Origin of the sequence: Albibacterium profundi (genome assembly GCF_042159835.1) — a bacterium.
Classification (GTDB): domain Bacteria; phylum Bacteroidota; class Bacteroidia; order Sphingobacteriales; family Sphingobacteriaceae; genus Albibacterium; species Albibacterium profundi.
Map to the genome: position 1 here is coordinate 1,825,055 of NZ_JBBVGT010000002.1, position 25,995 is coordinate 1,851,049.

At 39.4% G+C, this 25,995-nt stretch carries 37 protein-coding genes; 31 read left to right on the forward strand and 6 right to left on the reverse strand.

Features of this window, described 5'->3' with window-relative positions:
• Nucleotides 1–39 precede the first annotated feature (39 nt).
• The 3 genes from WKR92_RS09535 (at nucleotide 40) to WKR92_RS09545 (ending at nucleotide 3,597) form a co-directional block, all read left to right on the forward strand.
• On the forward strand, nucleotides 40–423 hold the full coding sequence (locus WKR92_RS09535; protein ID WP_375557596.1) for a DUF423 domain-containing protein: 384 nt from the start codon (nucleotides 40–42) through the stop codon (nucleotides 421–423).
• Complete coding sequence (gene priA / locus WKR92_RS09540; RefSeq protein WP_375557597.1) at nucleotides 424–2,874, forward strand: replication restart helicase PriA; 2,451 nt, start codon at nucleotides 424–426, stop codon at nucleotides 2,872–2,874.
• 66 nt (nucleotides 2,875–2,940) lie between these two features.
• Nucleotides 2,941–3,597, forward strand: coding sequence for a protein-L-isoaspartate(D-aspartate) O-methyltransferase (locus WKR92_RS09545; RefSeq protein ID WP_375557598.1), 657 nt, complete (start codon nucleotides 2,941–2,943; stop codon nucleotides 3,595–3,597).
• A gap of 5 nt (nucleotides 3,598–3,602) precedes the next feature.
• On the opposite strand, the gene panB is transcribed toward WKR92_RS09545, so the two are convergent.
• Nucleotides 3,603–4,418, reverse strand: a complete 816-nt coding sequence (gene panB / locus WKR92_RS09550) for a 3-methyl-2-oxobutanoate hydroxymethyltransferase (RefSeq protein WP_375557599.1) — start codon at nucleotides 4,416–4,418, stop codon at nucleotides 3,603–3,605.
• A 45-nt stretch (nucleotides 4,419–4,463) separates the two neighbouring features.
• Here panB and WKR92_RS09555 point away from each other — a divergent pair, with 45 nt between their 5' ends.
• On the forward strand, nucleotides 4,464–5,120 hold the full coding sequence (locus tag WKR92_RS09555) for a metal-dependent transcriptional regulator (protein ID WP_375557600.1): 657 nt from the start codon (nucleotides 4,464–4,466) through the stop codon (nucleotides 5,118–5,120).
• 2 nt (nucleotides 5,121–5,122) lie between these two features.
• Nucleotides 5,123–5,578 (forward strand): SsrA-binding protein SmpB, encoded by a 456-nt coding sequence (smpB, locus tag WKR92_RS09560; RefSeq protein ID WP_375557601.1) that lies wholly within the window; start codon nucleotides 5,123–5,125, stop codon nucleotides 5,576–5,578.
• Here the strand turns inward: smpB and obgE are convergent.
• Nucleotides 5,575–6,579 carry a GTPase ObgE gene (obgE, locus tag WKR92_RS09565; protein WP_375557602.1) on the reverse strand — a complete coding sequence of 335 codons (1,005 nt, stop codon included), beginning with the start codon at nucleotides 6,577–6,579 and terminating at the stop codon, nucleotides 5,575–5,577. The genes smpB and obgE overlap by 4 nt on opposite strands.
• A 25-nt stretch (nucleotides 6,580–6,604) precedes the next feature.
• Nucleotides 6,605–7,180, reverse strand: a complete 576-nt coding sequence (locus tag WKR92_RS09570) for an adenylate kinase (RefSeq protein ID WP_375557603.1) — start codon at nucleotides 7,178–7,180, stop codon at nucleotides 6,605–6,607.
• A 227-nt stretch (nucleotides 7,181–7,407) separates the two neighbouring features.
• Between WKR92_RS09570 and WKR92_RS09575 the strand changes: the two genes are divergently transcribed.
• Complete coding sequence (locus tag WKR92_RS09575; protein WP_375557604.1) at nucleotides 7,408–8,703, forward strand: site-specific integrase; 1,296 nt, start codon at nucleotides 7,408–7,410, stop codon at nucleotides 8,701–8,703.
• Here WKR92_RS09575 and WKR92_RS09580 read toward each other — a convergent pair.
• From WKR92_RS09580 to WKR92_RS09590, 3 genes are read right to left on the reverse strand one after another with little or no spacing between them, the layout of a single operon-like run.
• Nucleotides 8,669–8,953: a hypothetical protein gene (locus WKR92_RS09580; RefSeq protein ID WP_375557605.1), complete on the reverse strand. Its 285-nt coding sequence runs from the start codon at nucleotides 8,951–8,953 to the stop codon at nucleotides 8,669–8,671. The genes WKR92_RS09575 and WKR92_RS09580 overlap by 35 nt on opposite strands.
• A complete protein-coding gene (locus tag WKR92_RS09585; RefSeq protein WP_375557606.1) occupies nucleotides 8,953–9,474 on the reverse strand; it encodes a hypothetical protein in 522 nt (173 codons plus the stop codon). Before WKR92_RS09585 ends, WKR92_RS09580 begins: the two co-directional genes overlap by 1 nt.
• 47 nt (nucleotides 9,475–9,521) lie before the next feature.
• Complete coding sequence (locus WKR92_RS09590; protein ID WP_375557607.1) at nucleotides 9,522–9,860, reverse strand: hypothetical protein; 339 nt, start codon at nucleotides 9,858–9,860, stop codon at nucleotides 9,522–9,524.
• Between the two features lie 126 nt (nucleotides 9,861–9,986).
• Between WKR92_RS09590 and WKR92_RS09595 the strand changes: the two genes are divergently transcribed.
• From WKR92_RS09595 to WKR92_RS09715, 25 genes are all read left to right on the forward strand, one after another.
• Nucleotides 9,987–10,208: a hypothetical protein gene (locus WKR92_RS09595; RefSeq protein WP_375557608.1), complete on the forward strand. Its 222-nt coding sequence runs from the start codon at nucleotides 9,987–9,989 to the stop codon at nucleotides 10,206–10,208.
• Nucleotides 10,209–10,210: 2 nt separating this feature from the next.
• Nucleotides 10,211–10,531, forward strand: coding sequence for a hypothetical protein (locus WKR92_RS09600; RefSeq protein WP_375557609.1), 321 nt, complete (start codon nucleotides 10,211–10,213; stop codon nucleotides 10,529–10,531).
• A 10-nt stretch (nucleotides 10,532–10,541) separates the two neighbouring features.
• Nucleotides 10,542–10,808, forward strand: a complete 267-nt coding sequence (locus WKR92_RS09605; RefSeq protein ID WP_375557610.1) for a helix-turn-helix domain-containing protein — start codon at nucleotides 10,542–10,544, stop codon at nucleotides 10,806–10,808.
• 14 nt (nucleotides 10,809–10,822) lie between these two features.
• Nucleotides 10,823–12,904, forward strand: a complete 2,082-nt coding sequence (locus WKR92_RS09610) for an AAA family ATPase (protein ID WP_375557611.1) — start codon at nucleotides 10,823–10,825, stop codon at nucleotides 12,902–12,904.
• A gap of 16 nt (nucleotides 12,905–12,920) precedes the next feature.
• On the forward strand, nucleotides 12,921–13,778 hold the full coding sequence (locus tag WKR92_RS09615; RefSeq protein WP_375557612.1) for a recombinase RecT: 858 nt from the start codon (nucleotides 12,921–12,923) through the stop codon (nucleotides 13,776–13,778).
• Between the two features lie 2 nt (nucleotides 13,779–13,780).
• On the forward strand, nucleotides 13,781–14,512 hold the full coding sequence (locus WKR92_RS09620; protein WP_375557613.1) for an MBL fold metallo-hydrolase: 732 nt from the start codon (nucleotides 13,781–13,783) through the stop codon (nucleotides 14,510–14,512).
• Nucleotide 14,513: 1 nt separating this feature from the next.
• Nucleotides 14,514–14,879: a hypothetical protein gene (locus WKR92_RS09625; RefSeq protein ID WP_375557614.1), complete on the forward strand. Its 366-nt coding sequence runs from the start codon at nucleotides 14,514–14,516 to the stop codon at nucleotides 14,877–14,879.
• Nucleotides 14,815–15,243, forward strand: coding sequence for a hypothetical protein (locus tag WKR92_RS09630; RefSeq protein WP_375557615.1), 429 nt, complete (start codon nucleotides 14,815–14,817; stop codon nucleotides 15,241–15,243). The genes WKR92_RS09625 and WKR92_RS09630 overlap by 65 nt, the downstream gene beginning before the upstream one ends.
• Nucleotides 15,244–15,273: 30 nt before the next feature.
• The gene (locus WKR92_RS09635) at nucleotides 15,274–15,978 is read left to right on the forward strand and encodes a hypothetical protein (RefSeq protein ID WP_375557616.1); all 705 of its coding nucleotides are present in this window, start codon (nucleotides 15,274–15,276) and stop codon (nucleotides 15,976–15,978) included.
• Nucleotides 15,979–16,004: 26 nt separating this feature from the next.
• Nucleotides 16,005–16,508 (forward strand): hypothetical protein, encoded by a 504-nt coding sequence (locus WKR92_RS09640; RefSeq protein WP_375557617.1) that lies wholly within the window; start codon nucleotides 16,005–16,007, stop codon nucleotides 16,506–16,508.
• Between the two features lie 54 nt (nucleotides 16,509–16,562).
• The gene (locus WKR92_RS09645; protein WP_375557618.1) at nucleotides 16,563–17,003 is read left to right on the forward strand and encodes an HNH endonuclease; all 441 of its coding nucleotides are present in this window, start codon (nucleotides 16,563–16,565) and stop codon (nucleotides 17,001–17,003) included.
• A complete protein-coding gene (locus tag WKR92_RS09650; protein ID WP_375557619.1) occupies nucleotides 16,993–17,790 on the forward strand; it encodes a phage replication initiator YdaU family protein in 798 nt (265 codons plus the stop codon). The genes WKR92_RS09645 and WKR92_RS09650 overlap by 11 nt, the downstream gene beginning before the upstream one ends.
• On the forward strand, nucleotides 17,787–18,584 hold the full coding sequence (locus tag WKR92_RS09655; protein WP_375557620.1) for a hypothetical protein: 798 nt from the start codon (nucleotides 17,787–17,789) through the stop codon (nucleotides 18,582–18,584). The genes WKR92_RS09650 and WKR92_RS09655 overlap by 4 nt, the downstream gene beginning before the upstream one ends.
• A gap of 1 nt (nucleotide 18,585) precedes the next feature.
• Nucleotides 18,586–18,798 carry a hypothetical protein gene (locus tag WKR92_RS09660; protein ID WP_375557621.1) on the forward strand — a complete coding sequence of 71 codons (213 nt, stop codon included), beginning with the start codon at nucleotides 18,586–18,588 and terminating at the stop codon, nucleotides 18,796–18,798.
• A 74-nt stretch (nucleotides 18,799–18,872) separates the two neighbouring features.
• Complete coding sequence (locus tag WKR92_RS09665; RefSeq protein ID WP_375557622.1) at nucleotides 18,873–20,654, forward strand: DNA cytosine methyltransferase; 1,782 nt, start codon at nucleotides 18,873–18,875, stop codon at nucleotides 20,652–20,654.
• 2 nt (nucleotides 20,655–20,656) lie between these two features.
• The gene (locus tag WKR92_RS09670; protein ID WP_375557623.1) at nucleotides 20,657–20,917 is read left to right on the forward strand and encodes a hypothetical protein; all 261 of its coding nucleotides are present in this window, start codon (nucleotides 20,657–20,659) and stop codon (nucleotides 20,915–20,917) included.
• 2 nt (nucleotides 20,918–20,919) lie between these two features.
• Nucleotides 20,920–21,981, forward strand: coding sequence for a DNA-methyltransferase (locus tag WKR92_RS09675; protein WP_375557624.1), 1,062 nt, complete (start codon nucleotides 20,920–20,922; stop codon nucleotides 21,979–21,981).
• Nucleotides 21,982–22,081: 100 nt separating this feature from the next.
• A complete protein-coding gene (locus WKR92_RS09680) occupies nucleotides 22,082–22,930 on the forward strand; it encodes a hypothetical protein (RefSeq protein ID WP_375557625.1) in 849 nt (282 codons plus the stop codon).
• A gap of 22 nt (nucleotides 22,931–22,952) precedes the next feature.
• Nucleotides 22,953–23,234 carry a DUF3127 domain-containing protein gene (locus WKR92_RS09685; RefSeq protein ID WP_375557626.1) on the forward strand — a complete coding sequence of 94 codons (282 nt, stop codon included), beginning with the start codon at nucleotides 22,953–22,955 and terminating at the stop codon, nucleotides 23,232–23,234.
• Between the two features lie 163 nt (nucleotides 23,235–23,397).
• Nucleotides 23,398–23,682, forward strand: a complete 285-nt coding sequence (locus WKR92_RS09690; protein WP_375557627.1) for a nucleoside triphosphate pyrophosphohydrolase family protein — start codon at nucleotides 23,398–23,400, stop codon at nucleotides 23,680–23,682.
• Nucleotides 23,683–23,769: 87 nt separating this feature from the next.
• Nucleotides 23,770–24,033, forward strand: a complete 264-nt coding sequence (locus tag WKR92_RS09695) for a hypothetical protein (protein ID WP_375557628.1) — start codon at nucleotides 23,770–23,772, stop codon at nucleotides 24,031–24,033.
• Between the two features lie 49 nt (nucleotides 24,034–24,082).
• The gene (locus tag WKR92_RS09700; RefSeq protein ID WP_375557629.1) at nucleotides 24,083–24,349 is read left to right on the forward strand and encodes a DUF7352 domain-containing protein; all 267 of its coding nucleotides are present in this window, start codon (nucleotides 24,083–24,085) and stop codon (nucleotides 24,347–24,349) included.
• A 282-nt stretch (nucleotides 24,350–24,631) separates the two neighbouring features.
• Nucleotides 24,632–24,949, forward strand: coding sequence for a hypothetical protein (locus WKR92_RS09705; protein WP_375557630.1), 318 nt, complete (start codon nucleotides 24,632–24,634; stop codon nucleotides 24,947–24,949).
• Between the two features lies 1 nt (nucleotide 24,950).
• Entirely contained in the window at nucleotides 24,951–25,349 is a 399-nt protein-coding gene (locus WKR92_RS09710; protein ID WP_375557631.1) for a hypothetical protein, read from the forward strand.
• A 193-nt stretch (nucleotides 25,350–25,542) separates the two neighbouring features.
• Nucleotides 25,543–25,890 (forward strand): putative endonuclease domain-containing protein, encoded by a 348-nt coding sequence (locus tag WKR92_RS09715; RefSeq protein ID WP_375557632.1) that lies wholly within the window; start codon nucleotides 25,543–25,545, stop codon nucleotides 25,888–25,890.
• The last annotated feature ends 105 nt before the right edge of the window (nucleotides 25,891–25,995 follow it).

The following is a 25,995-nucleotide window of genomic DNA, read 5'->3' on the forward strand; positions in this document are numbered from 1 at the left end:
AATCTAAAAGGTTTATTAAATTTAACCTAAATTAGGAGCATGAACAAACGAATTATACTTACGGGTGCACTTTTTGGATTAATTGCTGTAATCTTAGGTGCATTTGGCGCTCATGGACTGGAAAATAAAGTGAGTGAAGGCAGTTTGGACAATTGGAAGACTGCCGTTAGTTATCAGTTCTATCATACATTCGCTATCTTGTACCTCGCTACCTTTTCGAGAGCAAAAAACGGACTCATTAACTTCTCGTACTGGACATTTACTGTTGGTATCCTTTTGTTTTCAGGCTCGCTTTATTTGTTGTCTACACGAGAGATTACGGGTTTAACAGCATCATTTCTTGGTCCAATCACGCCGATTGGTGGCTTATTGTTTATATTGGGTTGGATAAGCTTGTTTGTTGCAACAATAAGACATAAGTAATTGAAAACTTATTTCGTAGATGTCATACTTCCATTAGCTATTGCCGGTACCTACACATATAGAGTTCCGGGTGAGATGAATGAAGTGCTCGCTGTAGGGAAGCGTGTAGTGGTGCAGTTCGGCAAAACACGAGTTTATTCTGCTGTCATTTCCAAAATTCATCAGACACCGCCGGATCGTTATCAAGCTAAATATCTTTTGGATATCTTGGATGAGCATCCGGTTGTTACCTCTGAACAACTGTCTTTATGGGATTGGATAGCGTCTTATTATCTCTGTCAACTAGGAGAGGTGATGCAGGCGGCTCTGCCATCGGTTCTCAAGTTGGCCAGTGAAACTAAGATCATAGCTGAAGAAGGTGAAGGTAAAGATCGGTCGCAATTGGATGATCGGGAGTTTCTTGTTATGGAGGCACTCGACCTGGTTCCCGAATTACGTGTAAACGACATCATTAAGATATTAGGCCAAAAGACTATTTTGCCAGTATTGAAAACACTTTTGGACAAGGGGTTTATTCGGATATCAGAAGAGGTTGTAGAGCGTTATAAACCCAAAAAGAAAACCTTTGTTATCCTAAATCCGATTTTTGATGAACCAGCGGCAAAGAAAGAACTTTTAGATAGTTTGGAGCGTGCATATAAGCAATCGGATGCCGTTCTAAGTTATCTACAAATGGCTCGGACGCAAGAGAAAATATCGAAAGCTGAACTATTGGAGCAGTCGGCTTGCGGATCGTCAGCATTCGCTGCTCTTGTCAAAAAGGAAGTATTTATACTAGAAGAAAAAGTCGTGAGCCGACTTGCCTCTCCAACCGAGACCTTTCTCGTTGATGTAACTTTAAGCGGTATTCAACAAAACGCATGTGATGATATCAAAGTGGGTTTCAAGAAGAAGGGCATCAGTCTATTGCACGGTGTTACTGCCTCAGGTAAGACAGAGATCTATATTAAGTTAATCCAAGAGGCACTTGATCGTGGGGAGACGGCTTTATATTTATTGCCAGAAATAGCCCTCACAACGCAAATTGTTGAGCGACTTCGTCTGCATTTTGGTTCGGCTATCGGAGCTTATCATTCACGATTAAATGAAAATGAACGTGCAGAAATTTGGAAAAAGGTTTTGCATGGTGAAATAAAAGTCGTCCTCGGCGCACGCTCATCGGTGTTTTTGCCCTTCCGGAACCTAGGTTTGGTGGTGGTGGACGAGGAGCATGAAGTGTCGTATAAGCAGTTTGATCCTTCGCCACGATATCAGGCACGAGATACGGCTATCTATCTGGGAGCTTTGCATCGGTCTAATGTTCTATTAGGATCGGCAACTCCGTCCTTAGAAAGTTACTACAATGCCAAGGCGGGAAAATATGCGTTGATTAAATTAGATCAGCGTTACGGAAACGCTAATTTGCCAGATATTGAGATTGTGAACCTTAAAGCCGCTCAGGCGTCTTCGAGTGTGAGCCCTTATTTCACGTCTACGTTAATCAAGGGGATTGAACAAGCATTGAAGAAAAAGGAACAGGTTATCTTGTTTCAAAACCGTCGTGGGCATACGCCGATGTTGCTTTGTGCTACCTGCGGTTACTCTCCTAGGTGTATTCATTGTGATGTAAGTCTTACCTATCATAAAAGCAGTGGCCGGCTTCACTGTCATTATTGCGGATTTAAAGAGAGTTTGATCGAGGTATGTCCAGCTTGTGGGTCCACGCATATAGAGAGCAAAGGGTTTGGTACGCAGCGAATTGAAGAAGAATTGTCGATGTTATTGCCCGAGGCGCGGATTGGTCGCTTAGATTTAGATTCTACCCGGACTAAGAACAGTTTTGAAAAGATCTTGGATGATTTTGATGAGCAACGATTTGATGTGCTTATAGGTACACAAATGGTGACTAAAGGTCTCGACTTTGGCAAGGTCAGTTTGATCGGCATTGTCAATGCGGATAGCTTAATTAACTATCCTGATTTTCGTGCCTTCGAAAGAAGCTTTTCGATGTTAGCTCAAGTAGGAGGTAGAGCCGGACGACGGGATGTGCAAGGAAAAGTAATTATTCAAGCATATGCGACTACACACCGAATTTTAGAACAGGTTGTCAGCCATGACTACGAAGCAATGTTTCAGACAGAAATTGTAGAACGAAAGAAGTTCTTGTATCCTCCATTCTTTCGGTTGATACGCATTGATGTTAAGCATAAGGATCCACATTTGGCGGCCGACTGTGCGCAACGTTTTGCGCGCGAATTAAGGGTTCATTTTGGAGAACAGGTATTAGGTCCTGAGCCACCCTTGGTGGGACGAATTAGGAACTACTACATTCAAAGTATTCTGTTGAAATTTAGTCGTGCCAGCGTAAGTATTACAAAGGTCAAAGAAGTCCTGAAGCAGAATATTGTACGCTATCATTTGGATAAATTGAACAAGGGTTCTCGGTTAACAGTCGATGTCGACCCTTATTAGGGCTTTATTATCAATGTAATGCATTTTATTTAATAGATAAGCCTTTTTTTGAGTATTTTTGGAGGTATGGCGTACAAGTTTATTGATAATTACCGTGAAAAGGGAGCTAGGAAGCGGCTCGTTAAACTACTCGAAAAGCGGGGAATTGAAGATAAAAATGTGCTTAAAGCAATTGCAAAAGTTCCTAGGCATTATTTTTTCGATGAGACATTCTGGGGGAAAGCCTATGAGGATATAGCCTTTCCAATAGGGGACGGCCAAACGATATCACAGCCTTATACGGTTGCTTACCAAACGGAGCTTTTGCATATCGAGCAGGGAAACAAGGTTCTGGAAATCGGTACGGGATCGGGCTATCAAACCTGTATTTTGATGGAATTGGGCGCCGAGGTTTACACCATAGAGAGACAGAGAAGCTTATATGAACGGACCATCCAGGTCCTGCCTTATATGGGTTATCGTCCACATTTCTTTTATGGTGACGGCTCAAAAGGTATAGAGGAACATGCGCCGTACGATAGAATACTCGTTACAGCTGGAGCACCCATGGTTCCTGAAATTATGCTAAAGCAGTTGAAAATCGGAGGAATCTTAGTGATCCCCGTAGGGAGTGAGAAAGAACAGAAAATGATGACAATCCTTCGTGTCGCTGAAGACGATTATGAACGAATCGAACTCGATACATTTCGTTTCGTTCCCCTGCTAGGCGATGAAGCTTGGTAGCTCTTTTAGTACTGCTCCTCTTCGCTCGGAAAGCTACTGTTTTTCACATCCATAATATACTGGCGTACCGCATTCGTGATTTCATTATGAAGGTTTAGGTACTGACGTAAAAACTTGGGCTTGAAGTTTTCAGTCAACCCCAACATGTCATTGACAACTAACACTTGACCGTCACAATATGCACCCGCACCTATACCTATCGTTGGTATCCTTGCATGGTTGGTGAGCTCTTGGGCTACTTTTGCAGGAATTTTTTCAAGAACAACAGCGAAACATCCGGCTTCGATCAATGCTGCAAAATTTTGATGAAGGACATGAGCTTCACCATCATTACTGGCGCGCAAACCGAAGTTGCCAAACTGATTGATGGATTGTGGCGTTAGACCTAAATGGCCAACTACCGGAATGCCGGCTTGCGTTATTTTTTCGACTGCGTCTTTAATTTCCACCCCACCTTCAACTTTTATACCTTGCGCACCTGTTTCTTTCATCACACGTATAGCAGATTCTAATGCTTTATTAGGATCCCCCTGATAGGTGCCGAAGGGTAGGTCGACAATCACCATAGCTCGTTTTACGGCCCTAACAACCGCAGAGGCATGGTAAATCATTTGATCGAGCGTAATGGGAAGCGTAGTGTCATAGCCAGCAAAAACATTTGCGGCAGAGTCGCCCACCAAAATCATTTCAATGCCTGCTTGATCTAAGATACGCGCAGTTGAATAGTCATAACCCGTTAGCATGGTTATTTTTTCGCCTGATTGCTTCATCTCTGCGATGACAGCTGTTGTAATGCGTTTCGCTTCGTTGTGTACTGACATATCACAAATGTAAATAAATCATTTCGTTTTTTTACCTTTGCTTGCATGTTAACAATAACGGAAGAGAATTACCTGAAGGCCCTGTTGCATCTTTCATCTAATGACGAGGAGCATACGGGGGTTGGTATTAATCAGCTTGCTCATCGCTTGAGTGTTCGCCCTGCTACTGTTAACAATATGGTGAAGAAGTTGAGAGACAAAGACTTGGTAGAATATGAACGCTACGGCAAGATTAATCTTACCCAACAAGGTAAAGATTTAGCTGTTCAGATCATCAGAAAGCACCGTCTCTGGGAAACTTTTCTTTTCACGAAGCTTGATTTTTCATGGGATGAAGTGCACGAGGTTGCTGAGCAGCTTGAGCACATTCAATCAGAAAAGCTAATTGAAAAATTAGACAAGTTTTTAAACTATCCGCGTTTCGATCCTCATGGCGACGAGATTCCATCCAAGAACGGCCTCTATCAGATAAAAGCTAAAAGAACACTGGCCGACTGCCTGCCAGGTACACTATGTGAAGTTATTTCTGTAAAAGATAATGATACGGACTTTTTGCAGCATGTAGACTCTCTTGGCATTGGTATTAATAGCAAAGTCGAAATATTAAGTCGTTTTTCATTTGATGGTACACTTTCACTGAAGGTGAACGATGAGAACGTAAATGTATCAAAGAAAGTAGCGGAAAATATTTACATTAGTTAAATATGAAATTGGCGTCAGAGATTAATATAAAAAATAAAAAGGCAACTTTTGAATATCATATCCTAGATCGTTATATAGCAGGGATATCACTGTTGGGTACCGAGATCAAGTCGATTCGCGCAGGAAAGGTAAATATTAACGATTCATTCTGCTCTTTTTTGCACGATGGCCTCTATATACGGAATATGCATATTTCCGAATATTCGCATGGTTCTTTTTACAATCATGAAGCTAAGCGCGATCGGAAGCTTTTGTTAACCAAAAAGGAATTAAAGAAGCTTCGAGTGAAAGGTGAGGAACGGGGATACACGATTGTACCGCTGCGAATGTTTATAAGCAACCGCGGGTTTGCAAAGGTTGAAATAGCCTTAGCACAGGGTAAGAAAGATTTTGACAAACGTGATACTATCAAAGAGCGGGAGACCAAACGGGAACTCGATCGTGCTATGAAGCGTTAGGGTTCTTGTTGAATTGCAGACCAGATAAGATCTTTTAGTTGTGTGATGTTTTTTTGAGCTACTGAAGAAATAAAGATTGACGGAACATTTTCTGGGAGACTTTCTTTCATCTCATTTTGTAGTTCCTCATCAAGTAAGTCTGACTTCGTTATCGCTAAAATACGTGGTTTATCGATTAATTCCGGATTATATTCAGTTAACTCGTTTAGCAATATTTTGTATTCTTCGGAAATGGTTCGCCCTGTGTCCGCTGGAATGGTAAATAATAGGACCGAGTTCCTTTCAATATGTCGTAAAAACCGATAACCCAAACCCTTTCCTTTGGATGCACCCTCAATAATTCCCGGAATGTCAGCCATGATAAAGGATCTGTTATCACGATAGGAAACAATACCAAGATTCGGTACGAGCGTTGTAAATGGATAGTCGGCTATTTCCGGTTTTGCAGCTGATACAACCGAGAGGAGAGTTGACTTTCCCGCATTCGGAAAGCCCACTAAACCGACATCTGCCAAGATTTTGAGTTCAAGAATCATCCAACGTTCCTGTCCTGCCTCACCCGGTTGTGCAAATCTCGGTGTTTGTCGTACTGAGCTTTTGAAGTGCCAATTGCCCAGGCCTCCTCTGCCACCTGGGGTCAGGATCTTCGTTTCTCCATCATGGGTGATTTCGAAAAGGATCTCGCCGGTTTCTGCGTCTTTAGCTACGGTTCCTAATGGTACCTCAAGAACTTCATCGTCTCCATCTTTGCCCGTACGAAGGGATAATCCTCCTGGCTCGCCGTTTTTCGCAATGATATGTTTTCTGAATTTTAGATGCAAAAGAGTCCACAACTGGGCATTGCCTTTTAGGATAATATGGCCACCGCGACCTCCATCACCCCCGTCCGGTCCGCCTTTCGCAGTTTTTTTATCGCGATGTAAATGGGCAGAACCAGCTCCACCGCGACCTGAACGGCAGCATATTTTTACGTAATCGACGAAGTTGGATCCTTGAGACATAGCACCAAGAAAATTTTAATAGCTGTTATTTTAACTTATCAACCTCTTCGGATATCTTCTGGAAAATATTCTCGATAGAACCAATACCGTTGATAGTCGTTAACTTGCCTTGTTCGTTGTAATAATTCGCAACTGGGGCTGTTTTGGATTTATATTCATTGATCCGTTTGCGAATCACCTCCGGGTTAGCATCGTCCGGTCGCCCAGAATCTTTGCCTCGTAGCAATAAGCGTTTTTCCAACTCCACCTCTTCTACCTCTAGTGCAATCATTCCAGAAATCTGAGAATCTACCGATGTCAATAAGTTGTCTAATGCTTCGGCTTGAGCAACTGTACGGGGAAAGCCGTCAAAGATAAAACCTTTTGCTTCGGGGTTGTCCGACAACTTATTTTTAATCATGCCAATGACTACTTCGTCTGGAACGAGCTTGCCATCATCCATTAGTTTCTTTGCTTCCAATCCTAAAGCTGTACCGTTAGCGATTTCATTGCGTAATAAATCGCCTGTAGACAAATGTACTAATCCGTATTTTTCGATTAGGTTTTGTGATTGGGTCCCTTTGCCGGCACCCGGAGGGCCAAATAAGACTAAGTTTAGCATAGCGGTTAAAAGTTAAAAAGCCTAATCAGTTATTAGATTAGGCTTTTGAAATGTAAATATGTGCACTTGAAGGGAGTATCCGATAAAATCCATGTGTTATCAGCACTATTCAGGCGTTATCAAAAATATCTTAATTAAAAAATTGCCTACTCAATAAATATCACCTATTGTCATGAGTTGTAATAATTCCGCACAAATTCCGCACAATTGATTTATATTTGGTGCCTATGCCAAATCTAAGATATTCGGTACGGTTCAATTTACAGCAGAACAAACTAAAGAACAAGAAAACAAGTTTACGGTGTATTGTACGATTCAATAACGAACGTGTTGTTTTCGGCACAAATATACAAATCGAACCGAGATTTTTTAATACTAAATCTCAATCCGTTCGCAATTCAGCGATATTCAACGGAAAAGAAGTCACCAAGGAAATAAACAAAGTCGCTGATTATGTTGATGGTCTGTTTGAAGGGTATGAAAGTTATCCCGATACAAATGAAGTGGAAAGGCTCTGTAAATCTTTTATTGGCACCAAAGATGATGAACCTAAAGAAGTCCGAGATCCTTCAAAAACCCACTTGGTAGCATTTTTTGAAGATACAGTCAAGAAAATGAAATCGGGGGCAAAGCGGATACCCAAAGGAAAACGACGGGGGCAAAAGTACAAAGATAGCTCGATCAAGAACTATGAAACTGTTTTGGTGCTTTTTAAAAAGTATGCAGCATACTCAAAAGTAGAAGACTTTCCTTTTGAAGACGTTAACGAAAAGTTTTATGATAGTTTTCAGGCTTATTTTTACGATGTACTAAGGTATTCGGCCGGCTATTTTGCCACTGTCATAAAGAACCTTAAAAGCGTGATGGGTGATTCTCTTAAGGGTAAATTGCACACGAACGATACGTTCAAAAGCGATCACTTTGTTAAGCCTGACTATGAATCCGACACGATTTATTTGAACGTTGACCAGTTGGATAAAATAAACAATAGCGATCTTGATTTGCCACATTTAATACACGCACGTGATGTTTTTCTCGTTGGGTGCTGGACCGGTCTTAGATTCTCTGATTTTTCGACTTTGACACTGGAAGATATCGAAGATGGGTTCATACGGATCATGTCCGAAAAGATGGAAGAACGTGTGACGATTCCACTTCACCCAGTACTGAAGGCAGTGATAGAACGAAACGGCGGTGATTTTCCGCCGCCTATAAGCAATCAAAAATTGAACGAAAACATTAAGATTGTAGCACGTTTATCAGGATTGAGCAAGAAACATATTGTTAAGAAGAATAAAGGTGGTGAAGATATATACGAAGAAGTCAATTTTTGCAGCTTGGTAACAACGCACACGGCACGCCGGTCTTTTGCAACCAATATGTTTAAGCTAGGCATACCAACTTTGATCATAATGGCTATTACTGGACATACCACTGAAAAATCGTTTCTGAAATATATCCGTGTCAACAATGAAGAGAAAGCACAGATTATGCGTGAGATGTGGAAGAAGCTTGGTTGGTAGCGGCAAACATCTTTCCTTTACCGGTCAAAAGCCACTTTGCAGAAAACCCATAATCATCAACGAGGTGCTTAAGCCATTCGACCTGGAATATGTCACGGCTATGATCTTTCTGCAACTTGCTCAAGTTGCGTCTATTAATACCGTATTGACGGGTAAACGTTTGAACGCCACGTATTCTTTTCAAGGCAATCAATTCGTTAAGAGCCTGAAAGAACCTTTTAACTATTTCCTGACTTATTTCTGATTGCATTACTTTTTCTGTTTTGGAACTATTTCAAAATTGAAATCAAGTTTATGAAGTTCACCATTGATATTAAATGCAAGAACTAATTTAACCGTATCTGGATTGCCAGTTTCTTCATATCGCTTTTTGACAAACCGCCTTGATATGGTAGGTGAACTGAATTCCATATTGTCTACTGGGAAAATCTTTTTGTCAATAAATGATCTAGAAGGAATCTCCTGATCTGGTATTGGTTCGTCTTTTTTGAAGTTTATTGTATTGTCAAAAATTATCTTTGAAGCCCTGCCATTTAGAACAAATGAACTTTTATCCCAAACTATGGAAATATCATCATTTATATTGTTCTTTATGTTTACATACCAAAAGAATTCCGACGGGCCAAAAGTTACCGTTATTGTGTCGTTACTGAAGATAAAGTTATTATCATTCGATTCCTTCAATGTTACAATGCATCCGTTAATTTCTTTCTGTGCTTTTGTGGTAAGCACTAAAAGTGTAAAAACTGTGAATAATAAGTACTTTTTCATGTTTGTTTTATTTTTAAAGCTCTTTTGATTTATATATAACCTTCATATTAGGCTGTTGCCTTTGGTTTGCTTTTATCTAATAATTCATCTTGAAGACTGATTATCTTTTTCATCAATTGGGCATTTTCATTTTTCAGTTTTTCTAATTCTTCGCTTTCAACCTCTATTTTGCCGAATCCATTTTCCCAAAACATTTTTACATTTTTATCTAAACTTTTTAACTTTTCTATAAATCCTTTGGGGATATCTGTTTTGCCATTCACAATTTGAGAAAAGGAGGCTTTGTTGCTATATCCCAGTAAACCACCTAATTCTTCTTGGTTTTTAGCTACATCTAAACTGGTTAATATGCTTACTGATATTTTAATCTTTTGCAAATCAGTCATTTATGTACTTATTATGAATTTGTTTATATTTTAGTTTGGATATATATCTAAACTTGTTTACATTTGTATTGTTGTTTTGATAACAACAGTGAACAAAAGTACTATAAATATCTAAATAACAACAAAATGGTTGATGAAAAAAAACTTAAAACAGCCTTTAGGTTAGAAAAGGAAGCCAAGGAGTTGGCTATTTACAACGAATATCAGGAATTGATAGGGCAGAAAGACGCAATGCCGGGTGCTGTAACCGACTACTTAATGAAGAAACACAAGATCCATGCTAGAAGCACGATATGGCAGATCAGGAAGCGTGTGGAAGAAAGATTAAGTGAAACCGTGAATCCATAGCTATGAAAAAGAAGAACACTTTAAAGGCTTTTGATTATCAAGACCGATTCAAAAGTTTTCACAATGCTTTCAGGTATATCGATAGCCATACACTTGATGCAACAAGTGATATATCCCCTTTTCAGCGTGAAAAAGAAGAAGCATTGGAAAGGTACGAAGAACTTAAGCGTCTAGCCAAAGCAAAGCCTGAACCTTCTCTAAAAAGAAGGGTAATGGACTTTATCAGGGAGTACAAATCAGCATTCCTGTCCTATGTCCTTCTTGTATCTGTGGTCCTATATGTTGTGGGGCTATTCCTACTGGTGTATTACATATCTAAATAACAAGGAAACTATGTCAAATCCATTTGAAGCAATTGATGAAAGGCTTACCAAGATCGAAGAATTATTACAAGCCAGTATAATGAAAGATAAGTCTGTTTCGATTATAGAAAAAAGGGCTTTGGTTACACGTAAAACCGCTGCAAAGTATTTGTGCGTATCAGAACAAACAATTATCCGCCTAGAACAAAGTGGCTCGATCAATCCCATTCTAGTTGGAGGTTCAATAAGATTTGACCTTGACAACCTTAATGAATTCATAAAGAACAACACTAAATAAAATTCAATCGCAAAATGAAAAAAGACAAATTAACTCTAAAAACCTTGATCATTACCAACTTCAAAGGAATCAAGAACTTCGTCTTAGATGTGCATGAACGCACGGAAATTTATGGTGAAAACGGTACCGGAAAGACCACCCTTGTAGATGCTTACAGATGGCTTCTTACCGGTAAAAACAGCAACGATCAAAACGTATTTGAGATCAAACCCATCAATGCAGATGGAACCCGTACGCAAAAGGTAGAAAACGAAGTTGAAGGGGTTTTTGACTTCAATGGCAAAGAAATAACCCTAAAGCGTATCAACCGTGAAAAGTGGACCACGGCACGTGGTGAAGAAACGCCGGTCTTCAGAGGGAACGAAACCGCTTACTTTTGGAATGACGTGCCTTTGAAAGAATCCGAGTATAAAGCAAAGGTGTCTTCCATGATCCCTGAAGAACGTTTGAAGCTTCTTACGGATACCGTCTATTTCAATTCACTGAAATGGCAAACACGCCGTGAAATTCTAACAGAGATAACGGGTGAAGTTACTGATCAGCATGTTTTGGATCAGATCGCTTCATTGCTTAATAAAGACGAAATCGGAATTCTTACCAGTATCATTAATTCCGGAAAGACCTTTAAAGAGCGCAAGGATGAACTTGCCAGTAAGCGCAAAACCGCCAAAGATGAATTGAAATTGATCCCTTCACGAATCGATGAAGTAAAGCGTGGACTTCCTAAACTGGACAATCTAGCAGAAGCTGAATCTGCTGTAAAGGATATACAGTCAAAAATCGATGATCTTGACAATCAAATATCTGATTCAAATAAAGCTTATGAATCAAGTGAACTGAATATAAGCAATAAAAGAAAAGAGATTTTCCAGTTAAAACAGTATCTATCTGATATCGAAAACGGCATCCGTTCAAAAATGCTTAACAGGAATAGTGTCGGAAAAGAGAAAATTGAAGCCCTAAAGCAAGAAATAAGCAAGATTAAAACAAAGAGCACCGAACTTGAAAACGCTATAAGGGTACGACAAAACCTGAAAGAAAATGCCATCAAGCGTATATCCGAACTGGAAACGCTTATTTCTTCACGTTCAGAAAAAGTAGAATCGCTTAAAAACAGATGGATTAGCGAAAACGGAAAGCAGCTTACATTTGAAGAAGGTGCGTTTGATTGCCCTTGTTGTTCCCGTCCATTGGATCCGGGAAACATTGAAGCCAAAAAGCAGGAAATGATCGAATCTTTTGCGAAATCCAAAAAAGAGCAATTGGACATCATCACGAAGGAAGCAACTGCTGAAAAGAATCAGGTTGCTAGGGATAAATCAGAAATAGATGCACTCAATGCCGTAAAGGACGAAAAGAACAAAGAAATTTCTGATCTGAACATCGAGCTGTCGGGCGTGATGGACAATCTTGTGATCAAGGGTGAAGAATTGTCGGCACTCGAAAAAGAAGAATCGGACAAAGTTATTCCTGATCCTGAAAAAGAAGTCATAAAGGCTTTAGCTGCAAACAATGATTATATCGAAGCATCGAAAAAAATCGAAGCCCTTTCTTCTGAAGTATCCGAATTTAAACCTATTGACCATTCTGAAACGATACAGAAAAAAAGGGAATTGAAAATTAAGCTTGATTCCTATAACGATGTAATCAATCAAAAGAAGCAAGTTGAAGCCGGCAACAAACGTATAACCGAACTGGAAGATCAGCAAAGCCATCTAGCGCAAACTATTGCGGCTTATGAGCATGAAGAATTCATTATCCAAAAGTTCATTTCAAGGAAATCAGCGATCACTGAAGAAAGGGTAAACGGGTTATTCTCCTTTGTCACTTTCCGGATGTTCGATAAAACCATCGACGGCAATGAATTCGATGTTTGTGATACCCTTATCAACGGCGTTCCTTACAACGATGCAAATACGGCTTCAAAGATAAATGCAGGGTTGGATATCATCAACGTGCTTTCCAGTCATTACGGCTTTACAGCCCCCGTGTGGATAGATAACCGTGAAAGTGTAACCGAGATCATTTCCACACGCCAACAAGTGATAAGCCTTATCGTGTCTCCTGAACATTCGCAATTAACAATCAAACAATAATTAAGTAAAAACAAAAATGAAAGAAATCGCAAAATTTAACGGCAATTCCGTTCAGCATTTCAACTTCTTCGATTCCGACCAGTTTGCTACAATGCAAAGGGTATCCAAGATGTTTTCAATGTCGGAGCTTGTGCCTGACATGTACAAAGCTTCAGACAAAGTAACGCCTGAAAAGGCGATGGCGAATTGTATGATCGCCTTATCGTTGGCACAACGCATGGGCGCTGATCCACTCATGGTGATGCAGAATCTTATTATCATCTACGGCCGCCCTTCGTGGTCATCAAAATTTCTTATATCGACCGTAAACACGTGTGGTCGATTTGAAACCCTTAAATATGAGTTTAAGGACCTTGGTAAGATTGGAAAGATCGAGATAACCGAATACGAGTGGAACCCTGCAACTCGTAAAAAAGAAGCCAAAACAGTTGTTTTCGATGGCAGTAAGATGGATAACATTCAGTGTGTCGCTTATACCAAAGAAAAAGGTTCTGATGAAAGGCTCGAATCTTCTGAAGTAACCATCAAGATGGCTATCGAAGAAGGATGGTACACGAAGAATGGATCGAAATGGAAAACCATGCCTAAAAAGATGCTCATCTATCGGGCCGCTTCATTCTGGACAAACGAGTACGCCCCTGAAATATCGATGGGTATGAAAACTGAAGAAGAAGCATGGGATATTGAAGACGTGGCGTATGAAGATATTTCCGATAAGGTAGACAATGACATCAATAAGAATGCGAACAAACAGCCTATGTCTTTTGATGATGCACCGGAAAACGATCAGAAACAGGAAAATCCTGAAGAAAAGCAGCCTGAAAAGCCGCTAACACATGGAGAGCAAAAAATGCCTGACATCTTTAATTCATAGACATGCAGTTGAAAGTGTTATCTACTGGATCAAAAGGGAACTGCTATCTACTGGAAAATGAACACGAATCCCTGATCATCGAATTAGGGATTCGGTTCAGCAGGATCAAGCAAGGTATTGGCTTTAATATAAACAAGGTTGTGGGTGCTTTGTGTACGCATGAACATAAAGATCATTCATTCGCTATTTCTGATGCTCTGAATGCCGGCATTACCGTTGTTGCTAGCAAAGGAACTGCAAAAGCTTGTAAAGTTGATCATCATCGGTTAAGCCATATCGCACACGGTCAAAAAACGAAGCTTGGAAACTTTGAGGTCATGGCTTTCACCGTTCTTCACGATTGTGCCGAACCTATCAATTTCCTGATCAGGCACCCCGAAACGGGTTTGATAGCTTTTATAACCGATACCTACTACGTTCCTAATACGTTCCCAGGTCTGAATAACATTATCATCGAAGCAAACTATTGTCAAAAGATAATCAACAAAAAGCTTGCAACAGGAATGAAGTTTCTTCGTGATCGAGTTATACAATCACACATGAGTATCGAAACATGTAAAAACTTCCTTCTTGCAAACGATTTGAGTGCCGTAAACAACATTGTACTTATTCACCTATCGGATAGCAACAGTAATGCTTTCGAGTTCCAAAAAACAATTGAGAACGCAACTCAAAAAGCTGTTACCGTTGCTGATGATGGATTATTACTTGAATTCAATAAATACCCTTTTTGATATGCTGAAAGTAGTGAAGGATCTGAACAAACTTATAAAAGCTGAAGACCGTCCTTTTGCAGTAATCATAGCAAAGTTGAGCATAAAGCACATATCCGATACGTTCATGAACGATTATTTCATTATCCGGAAAAATAAGAATTGGATCAATGATAAAGATTATGAAGTAATGAACATGGATTCAGTTTCAATAAGGTTCTTCAGGCGAAATATGCACTTGTTTACGCTTGCTTTGGATAATCATGAAGGCAAAGTGTACGAACTTAAAAATAACCCTTTTAAATCACTTAAAACCATTGAAAATGGAAAATCAAAATTTAGCAGATCATCTGCCATTGAACCAAAGAGCGGGATTCTTGGAAGATAACGCCGATGCCGTTGAAAAAATGTCCTACCTGAAGAAATTCAGTTCTGAAGAAATCATGGAAATGAAGAACCGTCTTTCTGATGTGAGTATCGACCTAAATGACATTGAAGAAGAAAAGAAGGCGCAAACAGCACTTTATAAGGCAAAAGCAAAGCCTTATGTAGAAGAAAAAAAGCAGCTTCTGGACCACATCAAAAACAAGTCGATCCTTGTGAACGAAGAATGCTACAAGTTCATTGACCATGAAGCCGGCAAAGTCCGTTTCTACAACGCTATCGGTGACTTGGTAGAAGAACGTCAGATCATGCCATCGGAGCGGCAAACTACGATCTATTCCATTAAGAATGGAACGAACGACAACTAATAGATCATTAATCCTTTAAATTTTATAAAAATGTCAAATCAAAAAATCGATGTAACCGTTAACGGTACTGAACTGACTATTCGTGAAGGCAAAGCACCTGAAATCCACGAACCGAAAAACCTAATCGTCAACGGTGTTCTTGACAGTCCGTTACGGTATCTACATAAGAGATTGAAAGCCTTTCCGGAAACGGAATGCCATATCATTGTTGACAGGGAAAAACTGTCTATCAAACTTGTTTGTAATGAACGGTTCCATGTAGATACCGTGATCACTGGAAGCCTTCAGCTTCACCCTGACTTCACCAAATTGGGTATCAATAATGGTGAGTACCTGACCGCCTTTGAACTTGCTGATAAGTTCAAAATGAATCGTTCTCTATTCGAGACACAAAATGCAGCGATGGAAATCGTTAGCAAACTGAAGAATTTCAAGGCTAAAGTAGCTAAGGAAATTGAGAAAACCACCAACGACAGAGGTAGTCAAAGGCTGCTTCAGGATCAAGTTGTTAACTCTAATCTTCCTGAAAATTTCAATCTTAACGTTCCACTTTTCAAAGGGATGGGTAAGGAAATCATTGAAGTGGAAGTGAACGTTAATCCGAACGATCTTTCATGCACGTTGATATCTCCGGCTGCAAACGATCTGATCCAGTATCATCGTGATTTGGCTATCGATTCTCAATTAGACCAGATAGTCGAGTTAGCACCTGGCATCGTAATATTCGAAGTTTAATTATTGACCTTTTAAAAACTATAGAAATGAGTGAAACTCTGGAAATAACCAAAGAAAACGTCTTACAGGCGTACAAAAATGCCAACAATAAAGGCAAAGGATTGCTTACTGATCTATTTGGAAAGAAAGTATTTCAAGGGAGCATAAAAGACCGTGTGAAATCATACGAAGATGCTTGTGAAGAATTAGGCTTAGATCCTGAAGATCAACTTCCTTTCATGTCTGAAGAAGACGGGAATGATGATGAATTTCAGTTGAGTATAAACGCTTATACAAAGCTTTGTATCATCGCTAAGGCTCTTAATGAAGGTTGGATACCTGACTTTAAAGACACAAACGAATATAAGTGGTTCCCGTGGTTTAGGGTTACCTCTGCGGGCTTCGGCTTCTCGTCTACGCTTTATTCGGCGTCGAATGCGTATGCGAATTTCGGCTCGCGGCTTTGCGTAAAATCGGATTCGTTGGCAGAATATTTCGGGACCCACTTTGTTGACATTTGGGAGGTTTATTTGATGAATAACGTTGTGTAGGATTGGCTAGAAAAGCCCTTGAAAAAGGGCTTTTTATTACTAAAAAAAACGGAAATGATCACGTATCAAAAAGCTCCCAACTCTATTCATTATACCGATAATGTTATTTTTTGTTCTGTTACGAAAAAGCAAATTTTCAAGTGTATATCGGTTTTGAAGGATGAAAACGAGGTTATTTATTCATACGATTATTTTGTAGAAAATATACCATCTATCATAGGAGGTGATATGTGTATTGATATAAAAATGATCATTTCGGAAGCCTTACCGTTAAGTAAAACAGCCAAAAAAGAACGTCAAAAAATGACAAATAAGCTTCGATACGAGGTATTGAAACGGGATAGGTTCAGGTGTAAGTATTGCGGTGCTACATCTGATTATATACAGTTGCACGTAGATCATATTAAGCCAGTTTCAAAGGGCGGTGAAAGTGTAGAAAGCAACCTTCAGACGCTTTGTTCGACATGTAATAACGGTAAGTCAGATGCATATTAAAGGAATTGAAATGGATAAAGGTTGGATAAGCATTCACAGGAAAGTCGTAGATAGTCCGTACTATTTTTCAGAACCTTTTACCAAAATGCAAGCATGGTTTGACATGCTTATTATCGCAAATCATAAAGCCGGATTCTTCTTTAAAAGAGGGATAAAAGTGGATGTGAAAAGAGGTCAAATAGGGTATGATTTAGAGAGTTTGGCGAAACGTTGGATGTGGTCTAGGGGAAAAGTAGAACGTTTCTTAAATGCACTTGAAAACGACAATCAGATAGTAAGGCAAAAAACAAATGTAACTACCTTAATATCAATAACAAACTATGACGAATATCAAAACAACGATAAAGCAAATAGTAACCCAAACGATAATGCAAACGGACACCAAACAGTAAAGCAAACAGTAAAGCAAACGGACACTAACAATAATGTTAATAAGTATAATAAGAATAATAAAGAAAATAATATAAAAGAAACTCGCAAGCAAAAGCTTGCTCAAACAGGCTTTGAAATTTCTTTGAATAATTTTTTAGAGATGAGAAAAAAAATTAGAAAGCCGGCAACTGACAGGGCTGTCGAAATGATAAAAAACGAACTCGAAAAATTATCAGGCGGTAATGAAGAATTAAAAATTCAAATTCTCGATCAAAGCACGATGAACAGTTGGCAGGGTGTTTTTCCGTTAAAAGAAGATTTTTCAAAAAAAGAAAAAGATTCCGGTCAAAAAGAAAAAGAATCAAAATTTAGCAATAACGTGGAAGTGGCAAAAAAATCATTTGGATTATCATGAAGATTGAAAAATACGAACAACCAAAAAGTACATCGTTGGAAATCGCTGAAGCTGTCAAATCTAATCCTGTTGTCAAGGTTCATGAAGACGATTTGAGAAAAGTACTGGGATTGGCAATAGTGAAAGCTTATCAGGATCTAGGGCAATCCATGAACGATGAAGATTCGGCTTATTTGTCGAATGTATTGCCTTTTGAAGTGAAAAAGCAAGTTCCGTCGATTCGCATACAGGAAATACCCATTGCTATCAATCGGGGTGTCTATGGTGAATATGGAAAATATTACGGCTTGAACGCTACGACGTTTATTTCATTCCTGAAAGCCTATATCGAGACTGAAGACCGAAAGAAAGCCATATTGGACTATCACCGGTCATTGGAGCCGGCTAAAAAAGAGCCGACTGAAGAAGAAGTCCAGGAAGGGATCAAAAAAGCAATTATCAACGCATATAACATATTTCTAGAAAAAGGATTTTATGAAGATTATGGGAATTTCATCTACGACAAGATGGATGAAAAGAATATGATCAATTTAAACACCGCTAGGAAGAACGAAATATATATTCAGGCTCAACAGTCCATCCTTACTAAGAAAAGCCCGCAGAACGCCGGAAACCGATCAGAATTCAAAGAATTTACATCAATAGTTGATTCTATTTCCGATCCAAGCAGTGTAATGGGTAAGGAAATGATCAAAAAAGAAGCGAAAAAAATCGCTTTACATGTTGTCTTCAGCGACTTTAAGGAAGTTGAAGCGGACATAAACGAATTAGTAAACCAAAAACAAGAATTTTAAAATGAAAGAATTATTAATTTTCAAAGACCTTTTCGGTCAGGGTTCCACAAAGTTTATCGGAGATAGTATGATAGAATTTAGGATAAAAGGCGATTTGGATGTCGCTTTGAGCTATGCACGGCGTATCATTTCCAAACATGGATTGAATCTAACAGCCCGTACCACTGGCACAACGTCAAGTTATGGGGCTTTTGAAGTCATAATCAATAGTTAACAACACCCTATTTTCAGTAAATCGCATGCAATTTATGTGTTTACATCGTAAACATTTAACTCTAAAAAACGAAAATGATTAACTTATTTATCGCAAATACCAAAAAAGACCTGCAACCGATCAAGGTTAAACATCCTGAAGCCATCAGGTTCATATATATCGATCTTTTTTGCGGTGCCGGCGGCACTACAACAGGGATCATGAAAGCAAAAGTTAACGGCAAACAAGTTGCTATCGTTGCTGCTTGCGTGAACCATGACCACAATGCCATTAAATCACATTGGCTTAACCATCCTGAAGTTGTTCACTTTGAAGAAGATATCCGGGAATTGAAGTTGACGCCGTTGGTAGATCTGATCGAAAAATACCGTGAAATGTACCCATGGGCCAAGATTGTTCTTTGGGCTTCATTAGAATGTACAAATTTCTCAAAAGCAAAGGGGGGACAACCCCGTGATGCTGATTCAAGAACCTTAGCTGAACATTTGTATCGTTATGTTTCCGCTCTAAACCCTGACTACATACAGATTGAAAATGTAGTAGAATTCATGAGTTGGGGGCCACTAGACGCAAACGGAAAGCCGGTTAGCAGAAAGAACGGATCGGAATGGCTTAGATGGCGTGAACACATCAACTCTTTCGGATATTACGATGAATGGCGTGAAATGAATTCTGCTGACTTTGGTTCATATACATCTCGTAACCGTCTTTTTGGATGCTTTGCAAAGGATGGATCAGTTCAGGGAGATCAGCGATTGCCTATTGTTTGGCCCGAGCCAACGCATTCCAATAATCCGGAAAGATCGGATCTTTTCGGTAACGGTCTGAAGAAATGGAAAGCTGTCAAGGAAGTTCTTGACTTTGACGATGAAGGTATATCGATTTTTAAGAGAAAAAAGCCGTTAAGCCCTAAAACCCTAGAACGCATCTATGCAGGTCTTGTAAAGTACGTGGCCGGCGGCAAAGAAGCTTTCATGATCAAATGGAATTCCATGTCAAAAACCGGTAAGTACGTTGCTCCATCTGTCGACGATCCATGTAGTACCGTTACCACTCAAAACCGTTTAGGCATGGCTTTTATCACGAAGTATTTTTCGGGCCGCCCTGAAGGTAAAATACAAAGCGTGGACCGCCCTAGCGGTGCTATCAAAACAAAAGACAGCCATGCACCGGTATTTGTCTCTTTTCTAGCTAAATATTACGGTAATGGTGATAATGTCCAGTCCACAGAAGAACCGGCCGGCACGTTGACAACGAAAGACAGATTCTCAAAAATACAGGCATTTTGGTTGGATAAACAGTATTCAGGTGATCATAACCATCAATCTGTAGATGTTCCTGCCGGAGCGATATTGACTAATGACAAGCATTCTTTAGTAAACACCGAACCTTTCATCATGAATACCAGTTTCGGCAATGTCGGTAAATCTATAAACGAGCCGGCACCCACTCTTTTGGCTAGCAGAAGGCATCACTATATTATCAATCCTTCGCACGGCGGACACAGCACATCAACTGAAAAGCCGTGTCCAGTGATCATAGCAAGGCAGGATAAAGCACCGTTGTATCTCACGCAGACGATTTGCGGTTCAGCTTGCATCCCTTTTTATGATGATGAACCTGAAGTGATGCACAAGATCAAGTCTTTCATGATCATGTATGAAATATCGGATATAAAAATGAGAATGCTGAAAGTTCCTGAACTGATCAAGATTCAGGGTTTCCCTTCAGATTACAAGCTTTTCGGGAACCAGTCGGAGCAAAAGAAATTCATTGGTAATAGTGTGGAACCGAATGTGCCGAAACAATGGGTTCAGGCTTCAGCAATCAAATTGAACGGTCTTTTAAGTCAATAGCCATGAATCAATTAAGCTTATTTGACGAAAAAATAATGAAGGTAGCTAATGACCTACTTGATCTTCTGAACGATGGCAGGAAGGAAAGCGAAAGGTATGAACCTCAATATACATGCGGTCACGAAGGTTATACGATACTGATCGTTGCCAATAAGCATAAAGATATTTTGCTCAATGTGGTAGATGATCTAGGGAACATCCCTGACGGATTCAGCGTGAATTGGAGAACTATTCATCACATAAAACAGGAATTGAAATTTTAGAAATGGATATAGAATCACTTAAAAATACGATAATGAAAGGTGATGCACTTGAAAACCTGAAGCTTATTCCAAGCGGATCAATTGACATGTGCGTTACTTCACCGCCTTACTTCAATCTTAGGGATTATGGACACCCTGGACAGATAGGAAATGAAGCCACACCTGAATTGTTCATTCAAAAACTGGTAGATGTATTCCGTGAAGTGAAACGGACACTTAAAGATGATGGTACGCTTTGGGTTAACATTGGTGACAGCTATTGGGGTTCCGGAAAAGGTTATGCAGATACAAAAACTGAAAACCGTGGTAATTCTGCATCAAGATTGAGCAAAAAGACAGTTTACGATAAATCCGTAAACATCAAAAATAAAGACCTTATCGGTATCCCGTGGATGTTGGCTTTTGCTCTTCGTGCCGATGGATGGTATTTGAGACAGGATATTATTTGGCACAAACCCAATTGCATGCCTGAATCGGTTACCGATCGGTGTACGAAATCGCATGAATACATTTTCATGTTGAGCAAATCAGCAAAATATTATTACGATCAGGATTCTATCAAAGAGCCGGCTATTTGGGATGTTGACGGCAACAAGACAGCTGCTAGAAAAGCCCGTGTGAAAGACACGCACAAAAGCCTTCCAACGGAGAAAGTAAATGCTTTGAGAAAAGGCAGTTTTAAAGACGCTGCCAAATTCAACGGAAAGCACCAAGACAAACAACGTGGTCATTCTCGTAGACATGCAGGGTTTAATGATCGTTGGGATGCAATGACCAAAGAGCAACAATGTACCGGAATGCGAAACAAGCGTTCTGTTTGGTCTATCTCACCGGCTCAATTCCGTGAAGCACACTTTGCGACGTTCCCTGAAAAGTTAGTCGTGCCGTGCATTAAGGCAGGAAGTCCACGGGGGGGGGTAATTCTTGATCCGTTCTTTGGTGCCGGCACTACTGGCTTGGTAGCGAGAAAGCTAAACAGGGATTTTATAGGGATTGAATTGTCTGAACAATATATAAGGATAGCTGAAACAAGGCTATCTAAAGAATTAGGGCTATTTGCATGAATACAGAATTGATACACTACGCAATAATCGCAACGGTAATACTTGGAGTTATAACAGATTTATTAACGAGATATAAAGATAGAAAGAAAGGATAAGTGAAATGTTAACGGTAAATAGTCTTTCAGGCGGCAAAACAAGTAGTTATATATCTGCTAATTATCCTGCTGATATTGATGTTTTTGCACTTGTATGCATTGATGATCATAATGCAGGGCGTGACCTAGACAAAAAGTTACTTCAAATGGCTAATGACCGGCTGCAAAAATATTCTAGCCACTGGCCCGAATTCGTTGCTACATCTGAAGATCCGATCATATTGAAAACAATATTTGATTTGGAACAACATATAGGGCGTGAAATTACATGGCTTCGTGGAATGGGATGGGAACAAATGATCCGTACAAAAAAAGCAATCCCGAACATGGATAAACGCTTTTGCACAACGATTATGAAGATTATACCAATATTCCAGTACCTATACTTATACCACTCATTACCGGTTAAAATGCGAATAGGTTACAGATGGGATGAAGTGGAACGTGTTGATCGGTTTACGGATACTATCAAATATTCCACTCATTGTGAATACAGACCAAAATCAAACACATGGATTCACCGTTGGAAGGAATTGATTTGGCGTATTGGTGTATTTCCATTAGTCGATGATCATATCATACATTATCAAATAAAGCAATATTGGAAGGATAAAAACATTCAATTTCCTAAAGACAGTAATTGCCTTAACTGCTTTTGGAAGGATCCGCAACAATTACGTAAAAACTTTGAAACGAACCCGCCTATCATGTATTGGGCCGCTATTCAGGAAGAACTTCAAGGTAATACATTCAAGGAAAAATTGTCAATGCTTGAGATAGCAGAACTAGGGATACAGTTGGATTTTAATTTCGGTACTGGCAGCGGATGTCAAGCCGGATTTTGCACAGATTAATACATAAACAAACAAATATAATATGCCAGTAACAATTAAAATAACCGGAATCATCAAGGATGTTTTTCCAGTTGAAACTTACGGAAACTTCACCAAGCGAGTTATTTGGGTCGAAGAAATCGAACAAAATTACAACAGCACTTTCCAAGTGGAATTCAATCAAAACAAGATCCAAGAACTCAAAGGGATCAAAAGCGGTGATGTCGTGGAAATCGACGCTGATCTGACTGGACGGTACGTTGCTAAAAACGGAAAAGAATATGTCTTCAATTCCGTAAATGGTTGGAGAATAAAGAAGATATAGACGTGAAAAAGTACAAAGGGTATGCAGAACGAGATAAAAGGAACAGGGCGATATACCGCAACTTCATGACCGGAAAATATACCCTTGCCCAACTAAGTGAAAAATACAATTTATCCGTGCCTTGCATAAGCAGGATACTCAATAAATTTTTAATCAAAAAATAATGGAAAGAGAGCAAGAAATTAAAATAATGGACGCCGCCGTGGTGATATTCGGATTTGACAAACAGATCGATATGCTTATCGAAGAATGTTCTGAATTAATCGTTGAATGCAGTAAGCTTAAACGTGGTCGGATCAATCATATTAAGGAAGAATTAGCCGATGCTTCAATAATGATCGAGCAAATTTCAAGGTTTTTTGGTGAAGACGAAGTGCTTCAGATCAAGGAACAAAAGCTTTTAAGGCTCAAAGATCGCATTGATGCGAGTATCGATAAATGGCAATAGGTTGATAGTCAGATAGTTGTAAAACTATGTTGCATCGTTAGGATCAAATAATATTTACAGGTAAATAATTTACATAAACATTTAAGTATGAGACCAATAGATTTTCAAGGTTCAAATGCCGTCTACACCAAGCCTAAAGAAATGAGTGATGAAGAATGTCTTCCAGTTTCAGCATTTGAGGTAAAAGACAAAGAAGGTCGTGTTATTCAGGTTAATACCGTTTGGCAGCCCAACAAAGAAGACATCGAAGCCATCAACGCAGGGAGACCCATTATATTATCAGTTGCCGGCGGTGGTATGCCGCCGGTGGTTCTTTTCACGTGTGATGAAGAAGGGAATATAAATGAGTAACAAAACACCATCTTCCTGATGTCGGGAAGATGGTTTAAGTCATACTAATATGAATACAATTTATAAATATGAAATACATATAAAGGAAACATTCACTTTATCGCTTCCTGTTGGGGCAAATATCCTTTGTTTTAAATCAAACCGCCAAACTAGCAAGATGTACCTATATGCAAAAGTAGATACTGAAGCAAGTAACGAACAAAGGAGTTTTGCGCTTGTAGGTACTGGAGCACCGATTGACTTCAATAATGGTGTGTATATCGGAACGGTTAAAGTAGGTTTCTTTGTTTGGCATTTATTTGAAATACTTTATTGACCGTAAACCTAATTGAATCATGACAAAAAACCTATTTGGTGAAGACGAAGTCGCAAAGATTCGCAACACCCGTAATAAAGATGGCAGTTATACCATAAACCCATGTATAGCTGTTTACGGCAAAGGCCCTGAAGGCGCAAGATGCAAAACGTGTGATCATCTATACTATAAACAGTTTGGCAAAAGGTACTATAAATGCGAGTTGAGAAAGGAAACCGCCAGTCCTTCTTCTGATCACAGAGTTAATTTTCCGGCATGTGGTAAATACATAAAAGCAAACAAATGAAAAGCATTAAAGTGTACGTGGAAGGCATACCAGTAGACCTGACGCCTGACCAAATCAAACACGTTGAAAAGGCTTTAGCGGAACGGAAGAAAGCATGCAATACTTTTGCTAAATGCCTGAAGTATTTCGGCTTCAAAAAGATAGCAGGAATGAAATACAGCTATGAAAACGAAGAAAAGGAATGGTATGCTGAAATATTTCATGACCGTGTATTGTTGGGCGGCAAAGATTTGCCCCGTGATCCTTATCCGCCTGGACTTGTTGTTCACTGGTCTGTAAATTCAATTATTAACGAACTTCAAAAGCACGATTGACATGAAAGACTTAAAAATCACATTGAACACCGACGCTGATAAATGTCTATTCATTATCAATGCGTTACGAGAAACGGAAAAGATCATTTGGGATATATACATGTGTGGTGGTTGTTATCGCTTTCACCTATTCCTGAAGAAGATATTCCCAAATGCAAAACCCTTGATCAATCTTAATGAAGATCATTGTGTGACCCTGATAGATGATAGGATATTCGATATCGAAGGTGAACAGCAAATGCACAGAGGTGAATTTGTTACGCCCAACGGAGAACAATTAGAAATGATGCAACGATGGTCTTTTACGGAACATAATTTAATCCAAGTCAGTGAATGTCCTTCATGTGAAGAACCTTTAATATACGATCATGTACAAAAATCAGTTTCGGGCCGCAAATAGGGATAACAGGCATATCCCTTCACGATATATAACGTATCATTTTGTTTGTCGTTCATGTGGCGAATCGGATACAGGCGTATTCGATAAGTTCACCGAACCCAAAAACAGAGATGATCTGTATTGTGAAAAATGTCAAGAAGAAATCGACGAAATACTATTCGATGATGATGAACTACCATTTTAAGACGATGTAATGAAAAAACGAAAGATTAAAAAAGAAAAGCCAACTACAGACTTCTTCTGTAAACTGGTAAAGTCAGAACTTGGATTGGATGTTACCTTAGAGCACCGTTTCCATGAAACGAGGCGTTGGCGTTTCGATTATGCTATACTCGATCACAAAATCGCTATTGAAAAGGATGGTGGTTTGTGGCTAAAAGGCGGCGGTGCACATTCAAGACCGCAAAACATCAAGCGTGACATGGAAAAGCTTACGCAAGCGAGCGTATTAGGATGGATAGTGATACGACGTACACCGCAAGAATTAAATTCAACAGAGACAATGAATCTGATCCGTGAAGCGATAAAAAATAAGGCTTGAAATTGCTTTGTAGATTGTATTTATATCGCTAAATTAGCAACTACATTTATTGAATCGCTTAAATTCTTAGTTGAGCACCTAAAACCCCTTTGCCGAGGGGTTTTC

Bases quoted from the DNA above. Each gene is read 5' to 3' on its own strand.
- WKR92_RS09620 (WP_375557613.1), top strand. From the start codon at position 13,781: ATGCAGTTGAAAGTGTTATCTACTGGATCAAAAGGGAACTGCTATCTA.
- WKR92_RS09685 (WP_375557626.1), top strand. From the start codon at position 22,953: ATGCCAGTAACAATTAAAATAACCGGAATCATCAAGGATGTTTTTCCA.
- WKR92_RS09600 (WP_375557609.1), top strand. From the start codon at position 10,211: ATGAAAAAGAAGAACACTTTAAAGGCTTTTGATTATCAAGACCGATTC.
- smpB (WP_375557601.1), top strand. From the start codon at position 5,123: ATGAAATTGGCGTCAGAGATTAATATAAAAAATAAAAAGGCAACTTTT.
- WKR92_RS09695 (WP_375557628.1), top strand. From the start codon at position 23,770: ATGAGACCAATAGATTTTCAAGGTTCAAATGCCGTCTACACCAAGCCT.
- WKR92_RS09715 (WP_375557632.1), top strand. From the start codon at position 25,543: ATGAAAAAACGAAAGATTAAAAAAGAAAAGCCAACTACAGACTTCTTC.
- WKR92_RS09585 (WP_375557606.1), bottom strand. From the start codon at position 9,474: ATGAAAAAGTACTTATTATTCACAGTTTTTACACTTTTAGTGCTTACC.
- WKR92_RS09660 (WP_375557621.1), top strand. From the start codon at position 18,586: ATGAAAGAATTATTAATTTTCAAAGACCTTTTCGGTCAGGGTTCCACA.
- panB (WP_375557599.1), bottom strand. From the start codon at position 4,418: ATGTCAGTACACAACGAAGCGAAACGCATTACAACAGCTGTCATCGCA.
- WKR92_RS09705 (WP_375557630.1), top strand. From the start codon at position 24,632: ATGAAAAGCATTAAAGTGTACGTGGAAGGCATACCAGTAGACCTGACG.
- WKR92_RS09630 (WP_375557615.1), top strand. From the start codon at position 14,815: ATGGAAAATCAAAATTTAGCAGATCATCTGCCATTGAACCAAAGAGCG.
- WKR92_RS09675 (WP_375557624.1), top strand. From the start codon at position 20,920: ATGGATATAGAATCACTTAAAAATACGATAATGAAAGGTGATGCACTT.
- WKR92_RS09625 (WP_375557614.1), top strand. From the start codon at position 14,514: ATGCTGAAAGTAGTGAAGGATCTGAACAAACTTATAAAAGCTGAAGAC.
- WKR92_RS09690 (WP_375557627.1), top strand. From the start codon at position 23,398: ATGGAAAGAGAGCAAGAAATTAAAATAATGGACGCCGCCGTGGTGATA.
- WKR92_RS09615 (WP_375557612.1), top strand. From the start codon at position 12,921: ATGAAAGAAATCGCAAAATTTAACGGCAATTCCGTTCAGCATTTCAAC.
- WKR92_RS09575 (WP_375557604.1), top strand. From the start codon at position 7,408: ATGCCAAATCTAAGATATTCGGTACGGTTCAATTTACAGCAGAACAAA.
- WKR92_RS09700 (WP_375557629.1), top strand. From the start codon at position 24,083: ATGAATACAATTTATAAATATGAAATACATATAAAGGAAACATTCACT.
- WKR92_RS09650 (WP_375557619.1), top strand. From the start codon at position 16,993: ATGCATATTAAAGGAATTGAAATGGATAAAGGTTGGATAAGCATTCAC.
- WKR92_RS09535 (WP_375557596.1), top strand. From the start codon at position 40: ATGAACAAACGAATTATACTTACGGGTGCACTTTTTGGATTAATTGCT.
- WKR92_RS09680 (WP_375557625.1), top strand. From the start codon at position 22,082: ATGTTAACGGTAAATAGTCTTTCAGGCGGCAAAACAAGTAGTTATATA.
- WKR92_RS09605 (WP_375557610.1), top strand. From the start codon at position 10,542: ATGTCAAATCCATTTGAAGCAATTGATGAAAGGCTTACCAAGATCGAA.
- WKR92_RS09570 (WP_375557603.1), bottom strand. From the start codon at position 7,180: ATGCTAAACTTAGTCTTATTTGGCCCTCCGGGTGCCGGCAAAGGGACC.
- WKR92_RS09640 (WP_375557617.1), top strand. From the start codon at position 16,005: ATGAGTGAAACTCTGGAAATAACCAAAGAAAACGTCTTACAGGCGTAC.
- WKR92_RS09610 (WP_375557611.1), top strand. From the start codon at position 10,823: ATGAAAAAAGACAAATTAACTCTAAAAACCTTGATCATTACCAACTTC.
- WKR92_RS09545 (WP_375557598.1), top strand. From the start codon at position 2,941: ATGGCGTACAAGTTTATTGATAATTACCGTGAAAAGGGAGCTAGGAAG.
- WKR92_RS09665 (WP_375557622.1), top strand. From the start codon at position 18,873: ATGATTAACTTATTTATCGCAAATACCAAAAAAGACCTGCAACCGATC.
- WKR92_RS09580 (WP_375557605.1), bottom strand. From the start codon at position 8,953: ATGCAATCAGAAATAAGTCAGGAAATAGTTAAAAGGTTCTTTCAGGCT.
- WKR92_RS09655 (WP_375557620.1), top strand. From the start codon at position 17,787: ATGAAGATTGAAAAATACGAACAACCAAAAAGTACATCGTTGGAAATC.
- WKR92_RS09635 (WP_375557616.1), top strand. From the start codon at position 15,274: ATGTCAAATCAAAAAATCGATGTAACCGTTAACGGTACTGAACTGACT.
- WKR92_RS09670 (WP_375557623.1), top strand. From the start codon at position 20,657: ATGAATCAATTAAGCTTATTTGACGAAAAAATAATGAAGGTAGCTAAT.
- WKR92_RS09555 (WP_375557600.1), top strand. From the start codon at position 4,464: ATGTTAACAATAACGGAAGAGAATTACCTGAAGGCCCTGTTGCATCTT.
- obgE (WP_375557602.1), bottom strand. From the start codon at position 6,579: ATGTCTCAAGGATCCAACTTCGTCGATTACGTAAAAATATGCTGCCGT.
- WKR92_RS09590 (WP_375557607.1), bottom strand. From the start codon at position 9,860: ATGACTGATTTGCAAAAGATTAAAATATCAGTAAGCATATTAACCAGT.
- WKR92_RS09645 (WP_375557618.1), top strand. From the start codon at position 16,563: ATGATCACGTATCAAAAAGCTCCCAACTCTATTCATTATACCGATAAT.
- WKR92_RS09595 (WP_375557608.1), top strand. From the start codon at position 9,987: ATGGTTGATGAAAAAAAACTTAAAACAGCCTTTAGGTTAGAAAAGGAA.
- WKR92_RS09710 (WP_375557631.1), top strand. From the start codon at position 24,951: ATGAAAGACTTAAAAATCACATTGAACACCGACGCTGATAAATGTCTA.